At 72.2% G+C, this 15,645-nt stretch carries 16 protein-coding genes; 4 read left to right on the top strand and 12 right to left on the bottom strand.

All coding sequences use genetic code 11. The features are described 5' to 3' along the window. Nucleotides 1-38 precede the first annotated feature (38 nt). Nucleotides 39-1,349 carry an MCE family protein gene (locus LCD33_RS10365; RefSeq protein WP_224955653.1) on the bottom strand — a complete coding sequence of 437 codons (1,311 nt, stop codon included), beginning with the start codon at nt 1,347-1,349 and terminating at the stop codon, nt 39-41. A 344-nt stretch (nt 1,350-1,693) separates the two neighbouring features. After that, nucleotides 1,694-1,975 carry a hypothetical protein gene (locus LCD33_RS10370; RefSeq protein WP_224955654.1) on the bottom strand — a complete coding sequence of 94 codons (282 nt, stop codon included), beginning with the start codon at nt 1,973-1,975 and terminating at the stop codon, nt 1,694-1,696. A gap of 88 nt (nt 1,976-2,063) precedes the next feature. Between LCD33_RS10370 and LCD33_RS10375 the strand changes: the two genes are divergently transcribed. From LCD33_RS10375 to LCD33_RS10385, 3 genes are all read left to right on the top strand, one after another. Further along, a complete protein-coding gene (locus tag LCD33_RS10375; RefSeq protein ID WP_224955655.1) occupies nt 2,064-2,300 on the top strand; it encodes a DUF397 domain-containing protein in 237 nt (78 codons plus the stop codon). A 151-nt stretch (nt 2,301-2,451) separates the two neighbouring features. Next, nucleotides 2,452-3,312 carry a helix-turn-helix transcriptional regulator gene (locus LCD33_RS10380; RefSeq protein WP_224955656.1) on the top strand — a complete coding sequence of 287 codons (861 nt, stop codon included), beginning with the start codon at nt 2,452-2,454 and terminating at the stop codon, nt 3,310-3,312. A gap of 270 nt (nt 3,313-3,582) precedes the next feature. Beyond that, nucleotides 3,583-4,452 carry an SAM-dependent methyltransferase gene (locus tag LCD33_RS10385; RefSeq protein ID WP_224955657.1) on the top strand — a complete coding sequence of 290 codons (870 nt, stop codon included), beginning with the start codon at nt 3,583-3,585 and terminating at the stop codon, nt 4,450-4,452. Nucleotides 4,453-4,476: 24 nt separating this feature from the next. On the opposite strand, the gene LCD33_RS10390 is transcribed toward LCD33_RS10385, so the two are convergent. From LCD33_RS10390 to LCD33_RS10405, 5 genes are all read right to left on the bottom strand, one after another. After that, nucleotides 4,477-5,793, bottom strand: a complete 1,317-nt coding sequence (locus LCD33_RS10390; RefSeq protein ID WP_224955701.1) for an LLM class flavin-dependent oxidoreductase — start codon at nt 5,791-5,793, stop codon at nt 4,477-4,479. A gap of 13 nt (nt 5,794-5,806) precedes the next feature. Further along, nucleotides 5,807-6,805, bottom strand: a complete 999-nt coding sequence (locus LCD33_RS10395) for an ABC transporter substrate-binding protein (RefSeq protein WP_224955658.1) — start codon at nt 6,803-6,805, stop codon at nt 5,807-5,809. A gap of 109 nt (nt 6,806-6,914) precedes the next feature. Next, entirely contained in the window at nt 6,915-6,992 is a 78-nt protein-coding gene (locus tag LCD33_RS29600; protein WP_358444385.1) for a putative leader peptide, read from the bottom strand. 121 nt (nt 6,993-7,113) lie between these two features. Further along, a complete protein-coding gene (locus LCD33_RS10400) occupies nt 7,114-7,539 on the bottom strand; it encodes a universal stress protein (protein ID WP_224955659.1) in 426 nt (141 codons plus the stop codon). Nucleotides 7,540-7,784: 245 nt separating this feature from the next. After that, on the bottom strand, nt 7,785-8,570 hold the full coding sequence (locus LCD33_RS10405; protein ID WP_224966822.1) for an enoyl-CoA hydratase/isomerase family protein: 786 nt from the start codon (nt 8,568-8,570) through the stop codon (nt 7,785-7,787). Between the two features lie 100 nt (nt 8,571-8,670). Between LCD33_RS10405 and LCD33_RS10410 the strand changes: the two genes are divergently transcribed. After that, nucleotides 8,671-9,387, top strand: a complete 717-nt coding sequence (locus LCD33_RS10410; protein ID WP_224955661.1) for a dienelactone hydrolase family protein — start codon at nt 8,671-8,673, stop codon at nt 9,385-9,387. Between the two features lie 280 nt (nt 9,388-9,667). Here the strand turns inward: LCD33_RS10410 and LCD33_RS10415 are convergent, their stop codons facing one another. The 5 genes from LCD33_RS10415 to LCD33_RS10435 all read right to left on the bottom strand — a co-directional run bounded on the left by LCD33_RS10415 (nt 9,668) and on the right by LCD33_RS10435 (nt 15,632). Further along, nucleotides 9,668-10,588, bottom strand: coding sequence for an AEC family transporter (locus LCD33_RS10415; RefSeq protein ID WP_224955662.1), 921 nt, complete (start codon nt 10,586-10,588; stop codon nt 9,668-9,670). Between the two features lie 368 nt (nt 10,589-10,956). Further along, on the bottom strand, nt 10,957-11,913 hold the full coding sequence (locus LCD33_RS10420) for an SAM-dependent methyltransferase (RefSeq protein WP_224955663.1): 957 nt from the start codon (nt 11,911-11,913) through the stop codon (nt 10,957-10,959). Between the two features lie 144 nt (nt 11,914-12,057). Next, nucleotides 12,058-12,861, bottom strand: a complete 804-nt coding sequence (locus LCD33_RS10425; RefSeq protein WP_224955664.1) for an IclR family transcriptional regulator — start codon at nt 12,859-12,861, stop codon at nt 12,058-12,060. A 139-nt stretch (nt 12,862-13,000) separates the two neighbouring features. Then, complete coding sequence (locus LCD33_RS10430; protein ID WP_224966823.1) at nt 13,001-14,311, bottom strand: MFS transporter; 1,311 nt, start codon at nt 14,309-14,311, stop codon at nt 13,001-13,003. A 28-nt stretch (nt 14,312-14,339) separates the two neighbouring features. After that, a complete protein-coding gene (locus LCD33_RS10435) occupies nt 14,340-15,632 on the bottom strand; it encodes a glucarate dehydratase family protein (RefSeq protein WP_224955666.1) in 1,293 nt (430 codons plus the stop codon). Between the last annotated feature and the right edge of the window lie 13 nt (nt 15,633-15,645).

The raw sequence follows: 15,645 nt of genomic DNA on the forward strand, positions 1-15,645 counted from the left end.
CCGTGCGACCACCGGCGGAGCGAGTGCACTGTGGACGGTCAGGTGTAGTCGACTTCCGCCCCGCGCAGGACCGGGCCCACCAGCAGCGAACCCCACTGCGGCATCGTGCTCGCCCGGACGCCCATCGAGGGCGCCAGCACCAGCGCCACCGCGTCCCGCTCCTGCGGCGAGTTGATCAGCCCGAGGCCGTGCGACCCCGAACCCGCGGATCCGGCGGCCGGCGGGTCTCCCGCGGCGGGTGGGGCGGAACCGTCCTGGATCGGCCCGTCCGGCGGGTACTGCGGCCGCGTGCCGTCCGGGTAGTCGTAGCAGCGCGGGCCGCGCTCGTCGGCGTAGACCGGTTCGTCCCGGCCCGCCACGTATTCGCCGCGCGGTGCCACCACTTCGAGGGTGATGTGCGCGCCCGGCTCGTCGGTGCCCACGCCGAAGACGTCGTCCACCCGCGGGACCGTGTCGGCGAGGGTGCGCAGCAGGCAGGGGTACTCCGGCGAGTACTTCGCGAGCACGTCGGCGGTGGGCCGCGCCGACTCGCCGAGCCGGATCAGGTCGTCGCCGTTGGCTTCGAGGAACCCGGTGGCGTCGTTCGACGTGGTCGTCAGCTGGGAGGTGAGTCTGCGCAGGTTCTCCTGCTGGTCCACCAACGTCCGCGAGGTCTGCGACAGATCACCCAGCGCCGCCAGCACGTCCGGCGCCGCCTGCTCGTAGGTCTCCGCCACCCCGACCAGCTGCCGCAGGTTCTCCTGCAACTGCGGCACCGACGGGTTCAACCCCGCCACGTACTCGTTCAACCGCGAGATCGTGTCCCCGATCGACTCACCACGACCGTCCAACGCCTGGCTCAACGAATTCAACGTCACCGCCAGATCATCCGGATGGATCGCCTCCAGCACCGGCATCGTGTCCGCCAGCACCGTCTCCAACTCCACCGACGCCCGCGTCCGATCCTGCGAGATCACATCACCCGAAGCCAACCGCACCGACGACGCCCGCTCCGGCACGTCCAACGACACGTACCGCTCCCCGAACAACGTCCGCGGCAACAACCGCGCCGACACGTTCGACGGCAACAACCGCGCCTTGTCCGGTTCGAGCGCCAGGTGCAGCTCGGCGCCGTCGTCGACGGGCCGCACCTCGGAGACCCGGCCGATGATCATGCCGCGGACCTTCACCTCGGAGTCGGGCCCCAGCTGGTTGCCGGTGGACGCGGCGATCAGCACCACGTCCACGCTCGGGCGGAAGACCCCCTGGTACGTCGCCACCGTCGTGCTGAGGAACAACGCGGCGCACAGCAGCAGCGCCAGCCCCAGCAACCTGCGCCGCACCGTCGCATTGGTGCTGTTTTCGCTCATCGGACCGCCGTTGACTCGAACCCGGAACAATTCGACGTGGCCCGCAGCGGTCGGGGGCGCGGTGCGCGCCGGTTCCGCGGGGCCCTCGTCGTGGCGCTCCTCTGGACGGAAGACGACCGGAGGCGCCGGACAGGGCAAGAGACTAGAGCGCGAGGGTGACGTGGGTCATGAGAACCCCGGCCATCCGATTGACCATTCCGGACAGATCATTCCGCCGGGCGGCGGTCGCGGCCCCGGAGATCACCGCGGGCAGGATCTCGACGGGGCCCTGGCAAGTTCGGCGCGGCGCACCCGGCCTGGTCGGGGCCCACCGGCGGGAGTGCGGGCGGGCTGCGCCACCGACGTCAGTCGGCGGAGTCCTCCAGCTGCCGGGACCCGACGGGTATCGAGGCGACGCAGGAGACGCAGGGCATGCAGCCGCCGGCGGGGACGTCGGCGATGGCATCCCGCCGCAACCCCAACCCGCAGGCGGTGCGGGCGACACCGGCGTCCCAGTCGACCGAGACGATCGCGTGCGCCTGCCGAAGCGACACGCGCGGGTGCCTGCGCAACACCCACACCCGCTGCTCCGCTGCAGCGTCGGGGTCGCGCCGGAGGTGTGCGGAGCTGTTGGCAACGCTGGGCATCATTGCTCCCTCCTGTGCTTGAGATTAATCCTACTCAAGGATTAATCTCGTTGTCGAGCTGAACTGAACAGTGCGGAGGGAGCGCCCAGTGCAAGCACCGGACCCGAACCTGATGACCTCGTATTTCCCCCAGCACGGCTGGACGGCCGCGCACCGCTGCGGACCCAACGGCGGCAACTGCGTCGAGGTCAACCACCCCGTGGCGGGCGGCCCCGTCGGAGTCCGCGACAGCAAGAACATCGACGACGGAGTCCTGGTCTTCGACGCGGCGCGCTGGCGCTCGTTCCTGACCAGGACCCGCACCGGTGCGTTCGACCTGCCATGATCACCATCGGTACGATCGGTGGTGTCGATTATTCCCCTTAAGGGTGAAATCATCGGTCGGTCCGGTCACCACCGGGCAGCACGCCATCGGGTGCCCGCTCGGCTAGGATGATCTGCTTGTCGAGACCCCGAACGAAGAGCGGAGATTCCGAGTGCCGAGCACGGTGACGTCGCGGCGCAGACAGCTCGGCAACGAGATCCGCCGAGCGCGGACGGCGGTCGGGATGACCCAGCAGGAGGTCGCCGATCTGCTGGGCTGCAGGCAGGGCAAGGTCAACAAGATCGAGTCCGGCGCGGTGGCGGTCAAGCAGGCCGAGCTCAAGCAGATGCTGGAGGCTTTCCAGTGCAGCGACGCCCAGGCGGAGCTGATGCTGGACCTGGCCCGATCGAGCACCGGGCAGCGCGGCCAGTGGTCCGGGTACCGGTCCGCGGTGCCGCACTGGTTCCGCACCTTCACCGACCTGGAGCCCGCGGCGGGCGAGATCCTCAGCTGGCACGGCGAGCGGATCCCCGGCCCGTTGCAGTCCGAGCACTACATGCTCACCCAGTTCAGCGAGGATCGCGCCACGGACGTGACCTCGCTGGTGCGCAACCGCCAGGACCGCAAGCAGGTCTTCGACCTGGACCGGCCGCCCTACTACCGGTTCGTGATCGGTGAGGCCGCGTTCCGCCGGATGCCCGGCGGGCCGAACCCGTCGGTGGCGCTGGACCAGGTGGAGCACCTCCTGGCGCTGGGCGAGCGCTACTCGCGGGTGTTCGTGCACGTGCTGCCGTTCGACGTGCGGCTGGCCTTCACGCCGAACGACTTCACGATCATGCGCTTTCCCGACGCCACCAAGGACTTCGTGTTCATCGAACACGCCGCCGGTGGGGTTTACCTCGACGACGAAGGGGACTTCGAGCTGTTCGTGGATGCGTGGGACCGCATCCGCGGTGCCGCGCTGGAACTGAACGAGTCGGTGGACTTCCTGCAGGAATTGGCCGCCGAATTCCGTTCCAAGCTGACCTTCTGACCCTTTTCCGACCGAACCGGATCGGGGGGGGGGGCCGCCCCCCCCCCCCCCCCCCGGCCGGGGGGGGGGGCCCCCCCCCCCCCCCCCGCTTCGTGCTGCCGTGCGAACCGAACCGCGGACCGCCCGGCCGATTCCGCGCGTCCACGTGCCCGCAGGCCGCTGACCACGGACATCGGCCGGCTTTTCACCCGATGGCCCCCGCTCACGCCGAGCGGTCGAGGGGTTACTATTCGTCGCAAGATCACCCGGTTGTGACAAAGGACCATGCGAATGAGCGATCTTGATGAGGACCCGTTCCCCCCGCAGCACGCGGATTTGACCAAGCCGAGCGTCGCCCGGGTGTACGACTGGTACCTCGGCGGTAACGCGAACTGGGCCATCGACCGGGAATTCGGCCAGCACGTCGTCGACCAATACCCGTTGTTACGCCCGATCGCGATCAGCAATCGGCTCTTCCTGCACCGAGCGGTCCGGCACCTGGTGGCCCGCGGGGTGCACCAGTTCATCGACATCGGTTCCGGCGTGCCCACGATGGGCAACACGCACTCGGTCGCCGACGAGGTCGAGCCGGGCTCCAAGGTCGTCTACGTCGACCACGAGCCGGTCGCGGTGGCGCACTCCCAGGTGCTGCTGGAGAAGCACGGCGACGGGGAGCGGCACGCCGCGATCAACGCGGACTTCCGCAACCCGGACCGGTTGTGGCAGAAGGCCATCGAGACCGGGGTGCTCGACCTGGAGCAGCCGGTCGCGGTGCTGCTGATCGCGGTGCTGCACGTCCAGCAGCCGGGTCCGGACGGCGAGGACATCTCGCCGCAGGTCATGAAGCGCTACCGGGAGCTGCTGCCGCCCGGCTCGTACCTGGCGCTGTCGCACCTCACCGACGACGGGGTCCCCGCCGAGCTGGACGACCAGCTGGTCGGCATCAAGCAGATGTACGACAACTCCTCCAGCCCGGTGATCTGGCGCAGCCAGGAGGAGATCCGCGAGCTGTTCGGCGACTTCGAGATGCTGGAGCCGGGCATGGCGTGGACGACCGACTGGCACCCGGAGGACAGCAGCCCCAACCACTCGCCGAAGCTGGACTTCAGCCAGTCCGGCGAGTCGGCGATCTGGGCCGGGGTCGGGCGCAAGCCCCTCTGATCCGGCGGACCACCTCGGCGTCGATCAGGGACGCTCGATGCCGAGGTGGTCGCGCAGGGTGCGCCCCTTGTACTCCGTGCGGAATAATCCTCTGCGCTGCAGTTCCGGCACCACCTGCTCGAAGAAGTCCGTGACCCCGCCCGGCACGTACGGCGGCATCAGCACGAACCCGTCGCAGGCGCCTGCCTCGAACCAGCGCTGGAACTCGTCGGCGATCGTGGCGGGAGATCCGGCGACCAGCGGGAACGACAGCGTCGCCGCGTACTCGGCACCCAGCTCCCCCAGCATGATCCCGCGGTCGATCGCATCGGCGATCACGTGCTGGAAGCGGCCCTTGCTGCCGCGGATCTCGTCCCGGACGTCGGGCACCGGCCCGTCGACCGGGAAGCGGGACAGGTCGAGGTTCATGCTCGCCGCCATGAAGGTGAGGCCCGCGATGGGCAGCACCAGCGCACGCAGCTCCCGCTCGACCTCCCGCGCCTGCTCGTCGGTCTCCCCGACCACGGGCATGATCCCGGGCAGCACCCGCACCTCGTGCTCGCCGCGGCCCGCCTCCCGCACCTGCCGCTTGAAGCCGCGGTAGAACTCCACCCCGCGCTCCAGCGTCGGCGCCACCGCGAAGACCAGGTCGGCGTTCGCGGCGGCGAGCCGCTGGAACACCCCCGACGCCCCGGCCTGCACGATCACCGGCCGCCCCTGCGGCACCCGGGGCACGGGGAGCGGCCCGCGGACCTGGAACCAGTCCCCCGCGTGGTCGGCGTAGCGGACCTTGCTCGCGTCGGCGAACCGGCCCGCGGCCTGGTCGGCGAGCACCGCGCCCTCGTCCCAGGTATCCCACAAGGCCCGCACCGCGGTGAGGAACTCGGCGGCCCGCTCGTAGCGTTCCTGGTGGCCGAGGTGCTCGGCGCGGCCGAAGTTGCGCGCCTCCCCGTCGCTGACCGAGGTCACCGCGTTCCACCCGGCCCGGCCACCGCTGAGGTGGTCGATGCTGGCGAACATCCGGGCCACGTGGAACGGCTCCGAGTACGTGGTGGACGCGGTCGCGGCCAGGCCGATCCGCTCGGTCACCGAGGACAGCGCCGACAGCAGCACGATCGGGTCGAGATGGGTGTTCGGCCGGTGTTCGAGGACCGCGCCGAAGTCCCCGCCGTAGATGTCGTCGACCGCGAGCTTGTCCGCGATGAACAGCAGGTCCAGCTTGGCGCGCTCGGCGGACTCGGCGAGCCGCCGATAGAGCGCCAGGCCGTGCTCGCCGGGCGGCGCCGCCCGCGGGTGGCGCCAGCCGCCGGCGTGGATGCCGTGGTCGTCGAGGTAGAGCGCGAGGTGCAGCCGCCGGGTCATCGCCACCGCCCGCTCAGTACAGGCCGCGGTCGACGTGCTCGCCGATCGCCAGGTGTTCGCGCAGCACGCCGAACTCCAGGTAGTTGTCGGCGACCTCCTGCAGCTGGGCGGTCACCTGGTCGTCGACCGGACCACCGGTGCGCTGCGAGCGGTCCGAGACGAGCCGGGCGATGTTCGGCGGCCGGTGGCTGAGGTCGCCGTAGATCCGCGCGTTCTCCTCCGGGTTGGCCCGCGCCCACTCCAGCGCCTTGTTGTAGCGGCCGATGAAGTCGCGGATGGCGGCGCGGCGGCCCGGGTCGTCGAGCGCTTCCTGGTAGGCGTTGATAAAGCTGAGCCCGTGGGCGAGGCCGTTCGCGTCGCGCAGCACGGTCGCGCCCTGGTCGAGCTGGGCGGCGGCGGTGTACGGGTCCCAGGTGGACCAGGCGTCGATGGCGCCGGAGCTGAGCGCGGCGCTCGCGTTGACCGGTTCGAGGAAGCTGATCCGCACGTCGTCCGCGGACAACCCGGCTTCGCGCAGCGCGCTCAGCAGGAGGTAGTGCCCGACGCTGCCGGGCGTGGTCGGCGAGACGGTCTTGCCGCGCAGGTCGGCGACCGTGCGGATCGGCGAGCCCTTCGGCACCACGATGGCCAGTCCGTACTGCCGCACCGCCCGGGTCGCCGAGACGATCTTGATGTCGGCGCCGGAGCCGAGCGCGTTGAGCGTCGGCGCGTCCCCGGCGAGCCCGATGTCGACGGCTCCGCTGCGGAGGGCTTCCAGCAACGGCGCGGCGGCGGCGAACTGGGACCAGTGCACCTGGTACTGCTTGCCGTCGAGCACGCCGGCGGCCTCGACCAGGGCCTGCTGGATGCCCGCCTGGTCGCCGATGGTGAGCGTGACCTTGGTGAGGTCGACGCTGCCGTCCTCGCGGACCGCGGGATTCCCGCCGCAGGCGGCCGCGGCGAGCGGGCTCAGGACGAGCGGGGCGGCGGCCAGCTTGGCCAGGAAGGAACGCCGCGTGGAGCGGGTCGGCATGGGACCTCCAGCGAGGGGCGCGGCCGCCGGGCGGCCGGGCACGAGGTGAGGGCGTCCGTCCGCGCGGGACGGGAGGACCGGTGGGACCGGTGCGGGGGAACGAGCCGGGTCAGCGCGGACAGAGCGCCGAGGCCACCCGCGACAGGTCCACGTGACCCCGGGTGGTGAGCATCGGCCGCTGCGGCATGCCCGAACGCTAGCCAGGGCGCCGCGGCGGTGTAAACCCAATCCAACAGGTTGGGAATGCGATCACCGTCACCGCGGGCGACGCCCGGCGGACGACCGATCTGCGCGGACGAACGGGCCGATCACCCCGTGCGGCCACCGGGTTCGCGGACCACCACCACGGGGCACGCCGCGTGCTGCACGCAGTGCTGACCCACCGAACCGAGCAGCGCTCCGGTGAACCCGCCGTGGCCGCGGCTGCCGACGACCAGCAGGTCCGCGTCGGCGGCCGCGTCGATGAGCGCCTTCGCCGGACCGCCCTGCACGACGACGCGCTCCACGGGTACGCGGGACTCACCGGCCACCTCGTGCACCACGTCCTGCAGCGTCCGCGCGGTGCGGTGCCCGGCGTCGTCCGGCGCCCAGCCGTAGATCGGTGAGAGGTCCCAGGCCATCAGCGCGGTGATAGCGCCCCCGGCGAGGTCGGCGTGCCACAGCGCCCAGCGCAGCGCGGCGCGCGACGACGCTGAGCCGTCCACTCCGGTCACGATCCGGTAGGTCTCGGTCATGCGCGCCCTCCCCTGCCGAGCCACCACCGTCCCGCAGCCGCGGAGTGGTCGCATCGCGGCGCGGCAGCCCGGCGACTCGGTGGCGCGGCCCGTCGGTGCGACCTGGAGGCGCGGCGGACGTTCGGCGTGGCGCGGCTCGGCAGCCCGTCGGCGCGGGACGGGCGACCCGCCGGCGCGGCTCGGCAGCCCGGCGGCTCGGGGTGGCCCGTCGGCGCGAGCGGGGGGCGCGAACAGGGCGGCGCGGGCTATCGGCCGGTGTCGAAGTCCGGGGTCTCCTTGGCGAAGAACGCCCGGACCCCTTCGCGCGCCTCGGCGGAGGTGAACGCCTCGTCGCTGGCGGCCAGCGAGCGCCGCAGCACCTCCTCGTCCGGTTCGTCCGCGGTGGCGTCGATGAGGGATTTCACCAGCCGCAGCGAGGTCCGCGGCCGCCGCAGCAGAACGTCCGCGCGCTCCCGGGCCGCGGCGAGCGCGCCGCCGCGCTCCACCACCTCGTCGAGCAGCCCCCAGGACAGCGCGGTGCTCGCGTCGACCGGGTCGCCGAAGAACATCAGCTGCTTCGCGCGCCCCCGCCCGATCCGCCGCGTCACCCGGTAGGTGCCACCGCTGCCGGGGAACAGGCCGAGCTTGATCTCCGGCAGTCCCACCCGCACCTGCGGTTCGGCGATGATCAGGTCGCAGCACGCCGCCAGTTCCAGGCCACCGCCGTAGGCGAGGCCGCCGAGCGCGGCGATCGTCGGCACCGGCAGCCGCTCCAGCCGGGTGAACACCTCGTTCTGCCTGCGCAGCTTCCGCTCCACGACCGCGCCGGGGTGCATCAGGCCGGGGAACTCGCCGATGTCGGAACCGGCGCAGAACGCCCGCTCACCCGCCCCGGTGAGGATCACGACGCGCGCGCCGTCGCGCTCCACCGCGTCCAGCGCGGCGTCGAGCGCGCGGGTCAGCTCCAGGGTCACCAGGTTCATCGGCGGGTCGCCCAAGGTCAGCAGGGCGATCCCGGAGTCGGGTTCGTACCGGAGCGGTCCAGGTGCCACGACGCGTCGTCCTCCCGTTCGGGTGCGCTGCCCGCCCATCGTGGATCATCGCGGGCGGCCACCGCCCGCCGGTTCCCCCACGAGTGCCTAGGGTGGGGGCATGGCTGAGGAGATCTCCGGGGAGTTCGTAGCGGTCGGCCGGTCCCGCGCCTACTTGGCGCGGCCGGAGGTGGACGCGGGCGGCGCGATGCTGCTGCTGCCGATGCTCACCGGCATCGGCGAGCAGGTGCGGGAGTTCGCCGCCGACCTGGCCGCCGCCGGGGTCACCGCGCTGTCCTGGGACCCGTGGGACGGGCCGAGCGCCGACGACACCGAGCGCGACGAGCTGGTGCGGCTGATGGGCGAGCTCGACGACGAGGCGGCGCTCGCCGAGCAGCAGCGGCTGCTCTCGCACCTGTTCAACGAGCTCGGCGTGCAGCGGGCCGGGGTGATCGGCTGGTGCCTCGGCGGCCGGTTCGCGCTGCTGCTGGGCGGACGGGACAAGCGGCTGGCGAACGTGATCGCCTACCACCCGACGGTGCCGATTCCGCCCGCGCCGAACCACGCGCTGGACGCCGCCGAGCACGCCGCGCGGATCGAGGCGCCGGTGATGATGCACTACCCGGGCGCCGACGACCTGGTGCCGCGGGAGAGCTTCGACGCGCTGAACGCGGCGCTCACCGGCCGCGAGCGCGGCGCCAGCATCGTGCACACCTACCCCGGCGCCGAGCACGGGTTCAGCGCCCGCGCCCGCCAGGAGAACCCGGTGAACGCCGAGGCATACCTGCACTCCTGGCCGCAGACCCTGAGCTTCGTGCGGACTACCACTTTGCGGTGATCTTCCCCCTTCTGTTGCTTCGGGGCGGGTGGCGGAACCTCAGCGGTTCCCTCGCTGCGGGATCTTTTTCCCAGTGGCTCCGCCACGAGGGAAAAGCTGTCCTCGCGAGGGAACCGCTGAGAACCCGCTGGTGGTCGGTCTGCGTGCCTGGTCGGCAGCTCATCGGCTTCGCCGCTGACAGGAAGACGTTGAAGAGCCACTGGGAAAGCGGGCAGCGAGGAAGCTGCTGAGGTTCCGCCACCCGACCCACCTCGCAACCGAAGTGAAAATGAAGGGGCAGTCAGCCGAGCAGCACCGCGATGAACCCGATGGCGGGTGCGGCGAGGATGGTGGACAGCAGCACGGATTCGCGGGCCAGCACCACCGAGGTCTCGTAGCGGGCCGCGTAGGTGAACAGGTTCTGCGCGGCGGGCAGCGCCGAGGTGACGACGACGGCGAACAGCTGCGGGTCGGGCAGGTCGAAGACGAACCGGCCCAACGCCCAGGCGACCAGCGGCTGCACCACGGACTTGAGGGCCACGGAGAAGAACACCACCTTCTTCTCCGGGCTCCGGCCGGGCAGGCTGGCGCCGCGCAGCGAGATCCCGAACGCCAGCAGCACGCCCGGCACCGCCATCCCGCCGAGCAGGTTGATCGGGTCGAACACGGCGTCCGGCACGTGCAGCCCGGTCGCGGCGACCGCGACGCCGCTGAGCGAACCGAGCACCACGGGGTTGCGGAACGGCGTGGTCAGCCGCGCCGTCCAGGAGGTGTGCGCTCCGGGCCGCGACAGGTCGAGCACGGCCAGCGCGATCGGGGTGACGACGAGCTGCTGCAGCAGCAGCACGGGCGCGACCAGCGACGCGTCGCCGAGCACGTACACCGCGATCGGGATGCCGAGGTTGCCGGAGTTGACGTAGCTGGAGCACAACGCGCCGATGGTGGTGCGCCCGACGTCCCAGCCGCGGACCACCCCGGCGGCGACGAACAGGCCGGCGGCGGCGAAGGTGCTCAGCGCAGTGATCAGCAGCGGCAGCGAGACGATGACGGACAGGTCGGCGCGGGCGAGCGTGGTGAACAGCAGCGCCGGGGTGCCCACCGAGAACGCGAGCCTGCTCAGCACCTCCTGGCCGTGGTCGCCGAGGGAGCCGCGCAGCGCCACCAGGTAGCCGACGGCGATGATGGCGCCGATCACGGCGAACCCGGTGAGCACTCCGGTCACGTCGGCTCCGATCGGCGGGCGGGGGCGGTTCCCCGCCGCCAGGCGCGGTGCGCGCGGCTCATCGGTGCCCACTCCGATCTTCGGCAGGACGCGTCCGGCCGCGTGCGGAAGGGGCGGGGACGCCGGTCAGGGCGCCCGCCGGTATAGCTCGCGGGCGCCGCCATGCGGATCAGACGATAGCCGACCCGACCGCGAGCGACCACGAGCGCGGGCAATGACATATGTCATGCCGCGGGACGGGGACGGCCGAAGATGACCACATGATGGGAAATCGGCGTTCCGCGATGCTCCACAGAGGACTGATCCGCACCCTCCGGCAACTGCCCGGGACCCGTCCTCGCACGCGCGCGGCGGGTCGTCGCGGGCGATCAGCGGAGTTCGGCCACGCCGCACCAGGTTTCGGACTCCTCCGGCGCCGGGGCGCCGGGCGCGGGCGGCGACCCGTGCCACTGCGGGGTCCACACCACGCCGGGCTCCACCAGCCGCCAGCCGTCGAACAGGGCGCGCACCGCCGCGCGGTCGCGGTGCGTGACCTCGGTGCCCGAGGCGGCCAGCAGCTCGCGCAGCTCCCGGGAGGCGTCGGGCTGGTTGTCCTGGGTGGTGTGCGAGATGACGAGGAAGCTGCCCCGGGTGCACTGCTCCCGGTAGGTCCGCAGCATCTCGACGATGCCGTCCGCGTCGCTGACGTAGTGCAGCACCGCGACCATGAGCACGGCCACCGGCCGGTCGAGGTCGAGCAACCGCCGGGTGGGCTCCGCGGCCAGCACGTCGCCCGGGTCGCGCACGTCGGCCTGCACCATCGCCGCGTTCTCGTTGCCGCGCAGCAGCTGGCGGGTGTGCGCGGCGGCGACGGGTTCGTCGTCGACGTACACCACGCGGGCCTCGGGGTTGCGGGCCTGCGCGATCTCGTGGGTGTTGCCGCGGGTGGGGATGCCGGAGCCGAGGTCGAGGAACTGGTCGATGCCCTCGTCCACGCAGAACTCCACGGCGCGGCGCAGGAAGGCGCGGTTGGCGCGGGCGACGGCGGGGCCGCTGGGCATCACCGCGAACACCTGGTCGGCGACCTCGCGGTCGATCTTGAAGTTGTGGTCGCCGTTGAGGGCGTAGTCGTACATGCGGGCCGCGTTGGCGTGCTTCACGTCCACTCCGGGGATCGATTCGAGCGAGAATCCGGGGTCGGTCCGCGGCGCCCTGGCGGCGGGTACGCCGGGGGCGTGCGGCGGAGCAGCGGTCCAGGAAGCGCCCGGTGCGGCCTGCTGGGGCGCGGCCGGGCCCGGGTCGGTTCCGATCCGTTCCGCGTCGTGCCGCCGTCCGTCCCGCCCCATCGAACGCTCCCCTCGACGAGCCCGGTCCCCTGGTCGAGCTCCGGCTTCGAGCGTGGCGAGGGGCCCGCGGGCGCGCAAGGGCCGCCCGGCCGAACCCGGTGCGGTCCTTCGGTGGAAGCGGCGCGTGTCAGTCCACTTCGGACATCAGCGCCAGGAGACCTGGGAGGTGGGCCAGCGCAGCGCGGCGCGTTCGATCTCGTCGCGAGCGCGCAACATCCGCCGCACGGCGCGCCGCTCGAACTCCGGGGTGACCCGCGCGGTGGGCACCGAGCAGCTGATCGCGTCCTGCACCGGGTTGTCGTAGCGCAACGCGACGCCGATGCAGTGCACGCCGACGTTGCTCTCCTCCAGCTCCACGGCGTAGCCGCGATCGCGGGTGGCGGCCAGGTCCGCGTGCAGCCCGGCGCGGTCCAGGGTCGACCCGGTGAACCTCGGCAGCGGGTCCGGCAGCAGCGCCGCCACGTCGGCGTCCGCCCGTTCGGCCAGCAGCGCCTTGCCCAGCGCGGTGGCGCTGGCGGGCAACCGGCGGCCGACCCGGCTGAACGGGCGCAGGTGGTGCTTGGACTCGCGGGTCAGCAGGTACACCACGTCGGCGCCGTCGAGCCGGGCGAAGTGCACCGTCTCGCCGAGGTCGGCGACCAGTTCGTCCAGGTGCGGCCCGATCTCGGCGACGCGCAGGTCGCCGTCGATGTAGGAGGTGCCGACCAGCAGCGCCCGCACCCCGATCCCGTACAGCGAGCCGGTGACGTCGGTGCGCACCCAGCCGCGGGCGACGAGCGTCTGCAGCAGGGCGTAGAGGCTGCTGCGCGGCACCTGGGTGCGTTCGGCCAGTTCGCGGAGGTTCACCGGTTCACCGTCGAGGCCGCCCAGCACCTCCAGGACCTCCACCGTGCGGGCCGCCGACTTGACGTCCCGCACGCCCTTCTGCCCGTCCGCCATGCCGCTCATCCCGCGCTCCCCGCGACCGGAAAACCCCCGGCCACCGTGCCTTTTCCGCAAAGCAACACCGTACACACCGGGCGGTCGGCGGGCCGTCGAAGGCTCCGCGGCCCCGGGCGTCCGGCGCGGGGGCGCCCGGGGTCCGGGGTCAGCGGGCGGCGGCGGACCGGCGCCTGCCGATCAGGGTGGCGAGCCCGGCGGCGAGCAACGAGGCCGCCGACAGCCCGTAGAGCCCGTAGGTGGTGGATCCGGTGGTCTCCTCCAGGAGGCCGATCGCGGTGGGCGCCACGAAACCGCCGAGGTTGCCCAGCGAGTTCACCAGTGCGATGCCCGGCGCGACGATCTTGCCGTCCAGCCCCTGCTGCGCGATCGGCCAGAAGATCGACGCGGAGCACTTGAACCCGACCGCGGCCACGCACATCGCCCCCACTCCGAACCACGGCGAGCCGAGCGTCGCCAGGAAGGTGCCGACCGCGGCGACGACCAGCGCCACCGTGACGTACGGGCGGCGGACGCCGGTGCGGTCGGTGAACCGGCCCATCAGGTACATCGCGGCGATCGCGCACGCCCACGGCACCGCGCTCACCAGTCCGACGCCGAAGTCCGGCAGCCCTGCGATGCCGGACACCAGGCTCGGCAGCCAGAACGTGATCGCGTACCCGGTCAGCGAGATGGCGAAGAAGATGAAGCACAGCAGCAGGACCTGCGGGTGCAGCAGCAGTCGGGTCTTCGACACCCGCTCCCCCGCGTCCGCCCGGTGCGCGTCGTCGGCGGCCACCGCCGCGGCCAGCGCGGCCCCCTCCTCGGCGGTGAGCCACTTCGCGTCCCCGATCCGGGAGACGAGCAGGAAGGCCGCCACGACGCCGATCAGCACCGAGATCACGCCCTGCGCCAGGAACATCCACTTCCAGCCGGCGAGCCCGGCCACCCCGTCCAGCTCCAGCAGCGCGCCGGTGACCGGCCCGGTCACCACGTAGGCGCCCGCGGAACCGCCGAGGAAGATCGCGACGGCGCGGCCCCGGTACCGGTCCGGCAGCCAACGGGTGAAGTAGTACATGACGCCGGGGAAGAACCCGGCCTCCGCGACGCCCAGCAGGAACCGCATCGCGTAGAAGGTGGTGGTGTCGGTGATGAACGCCATCGCGAACACCACCACGCCCCAGCTGATCATGATGCGGGTGAGCCAGACGCGGGCGCCGAAGCGCTCCATCAGCACGTTGCTCGGTACTTCGAACAGCGCGTAGGCCACGAAGAACAGCCCGGCCCCGAGCCCGTAGGCCGCGGCGCCGATGCCGAGGTCGGCTTCCAGGTCGTGGCGCACGAACCCGATGTTCGTGCGGTCCATCTGGTTGACGATCAGCATGACCACCAGCAGCGGGACCATGCGCCGGAAGAACTTGCCCACCGCACCGCGCAGCGCGGCATCGTCCGAAGTGGACTCCGTCGGTACCGTCGTCATCGACGCCTCCGGGAGGGGAAGGAGCGGTTCACCAGACGGGGAACGAGGGTGCCTGCCACTCCGGGCGCACCCTGCGCATCGCGGCCGCGTCGTCCCGGTCGCGCACGTCGCTGTCGAGCCAGCGCCGGTGCAACCGGGCCAGCGAGTCCCGGTCGAGCTCGATGCCCAGCCCGGGCGCGTCGGTGACCTCGACGCAGCCGTCGCGGAAGGTGTGCGGCGCGGTGATCACGTCCTCGGTCTGCCACGGCCGGTGCGTGTCGCAGGCGTGGTCGAGGTCGGGGATGGTGGCGGCCACGTGCGTCATCGCGGCGAGGCTGATGCCCAGGTGCGTGTTGGAGTGCATGGACAGCTGCTTGCCGTGGGTGCGGCAGATCGCGGCGAGGTCCTGGGTGGCGCGCAGCCCGCCCCAATAGTGGTGGTCGGAGAGCACGACCTGCACGGCGTCGGCGGCGAACGCGGCGGGCACCTCGTCGAGCGCGGTGACGCACATGTTGGTGGCCAGCGGGAGGCTGGTGCGGGCGGCGACCCGCGCCATCTGCTCGGTGCCCGCGGTGGGGTCCTCCAGGTACTCGGCGACGCCTTCGAGCTCGGCGGCGACCCGCAGGCTGGTCTCGACCGACCACGCGCCGTTGGGGTCGAGCCGCAGCGGGGCGTCCGGGAACGCCTCGTGCAGCGCGTGGACCGCGGCGACCTCCTGCTCCGGTGCGAACGCGCCGCCCTTGAGCTTGAAGGAGCGGAACCCGTACCGGTCGGCGAACCGCCGCGCCTGCGCGACGACGCCTGCCGGATCGAGCGCGGCGCCCCAGTCGTCCTCCGGCTCGCCGGGCAGCGGGTGCGCGGCCCACCGGTAGAACAGGTAGCCGCTGTACTCGACGCGGTCGCGGACCTTCCCGCCGAGCAGCGCGTGCACCGGCAACCCGGTCTCGTGGCCGAGCGCGTCGAGCAGCGCCACCTCGAACGCGGACACGACGCTGTGCACCAGCTTCACCTCGGTGCGGGCGCCGCGGAGCCCTTCGGCGACGACGGTGTTGTCGATCCGGGCGATGTCCACTTCGGCGGCCGCGGCGGCGACCCGGGCGAACAGGTCGTTGCGGGCCGTCAGCGGGCGTCCGACGAGCTCCGGACCGAAGGCCTGGGCGATCGTGAGGTAGTCGGTGTCGCCGTAGGTCTCCCCGATGCCGCTCACCCCGTTCTCGGTGACGACCTCGACGATGGTGCGCGGCGTGTACGGCTGGTGCACGCCCTGGACGTTCAGCAGCGGCGGATCGCTGATCAGGATGGGGGTGACGCGGACTTCGGCGATGCGGGTGCTCTCGGGCATGGGATCTCCCTGC

The organism is Saccharopolyspora sp. 7B, from assembly GCF_020177435.1.
Lineage (GTDB): Bacteria > Actinomycetota > Actinomycetes > Mycobacteriales > Pseudonocardiaceae > Saccharopolyspora_C > Saccharopolyspora_C gregorii.

Excerpts from the sequence above, each read along its gene's own strand:
- LCD33_RS10365 (WP_224955653.1), bottom strand. The coding sequence starts at position 1,349 with ATGAGCGAAAACAGCACCAATGCGACGGTGCGGCGCAGGTTGCTGGGG.
- LCD33_RS10370 (WP_224955654.1), bottom strand. The coding sequence starts at position 1,975 with ATGCCCAGCGTTGCCAACAGCTCCGCACACCTCCGGCGCGACCCCGAC.
- LCD33_RS10385 (WP_224955657.1), top strand. The coding sequence starts at position 3,583 with ATGAGCGATCTTGATGAGGACCCGTTCCCCCCGCAGCACGCGGATTTG.
- LCD33_RS10390 (WP_224955701.1), bottom strand. The coding sequence starts at position 5,793 with ATGACCCGGCGGCTGCACCTCGCGCTCTACCTCGACGACCACGGCATC.
- LCD33_RS10395 (WP_224955658.1), bottom strand. The coding sequence starts at position 6,805 with ATGCCGACCCGCTCCACGCGGCGTTCCTTCCTGGCCAAGCTGGCCGCC.
- LCD33_RS29600 (WP_358444385.1), bottom strand. The coding sequence starts at position 6,992 with ATGCCGCAGCGGCCGATGCTCACCACCCGGGGTCACGTGGACCTGTCG.
- LCD33_RS10400 (WP_224955659.1), bottom strand. The coding sequence starts at position 7,539 with ATGACCGAGACCTACCGGATCGTGACCGGAGTGGACGGCTCAGCGTCG.
- LCD33_RS10410 (WP_224955661.1), top strand. The coding sequence starts at position 8,671 with ATGGCTGAGGAGATCTCCGGGGAGTTCGTAGCGGTCGGCCGGTCCCGC.
- LCD33_RS10420 (WP_224955663.1), bottom strand. The coding sequence starts at position 11,913 with ATGGGGCGGGACGGACGGCGGCACGACGCGGAACGGATCGGAACCGAC.
- LCD33_RS10425 (WP_224955664.1), bottom strand. The coding sequence starts at position 12,861 with ATGAGCGGCATGGCGGACGGGCAGAAGGGCGTGCGGGACGTCAAGTCG.
- LCD33_RS10430 (WP_224966823.1), bottom strand. The coding sequence starts at position 14,311 with ATGACGACGGTACCGACGGAGTCCACTTCGGACGATGCCGCGCTGCGC.
- LCD33_RS10435 (WP_224955666.1), bottom strand. The coding sequence starts at position 15,632 with ATGCCCGAGAGCACCCGCATCGCCGAAGTCCGCGTCACCCCCATCCTG.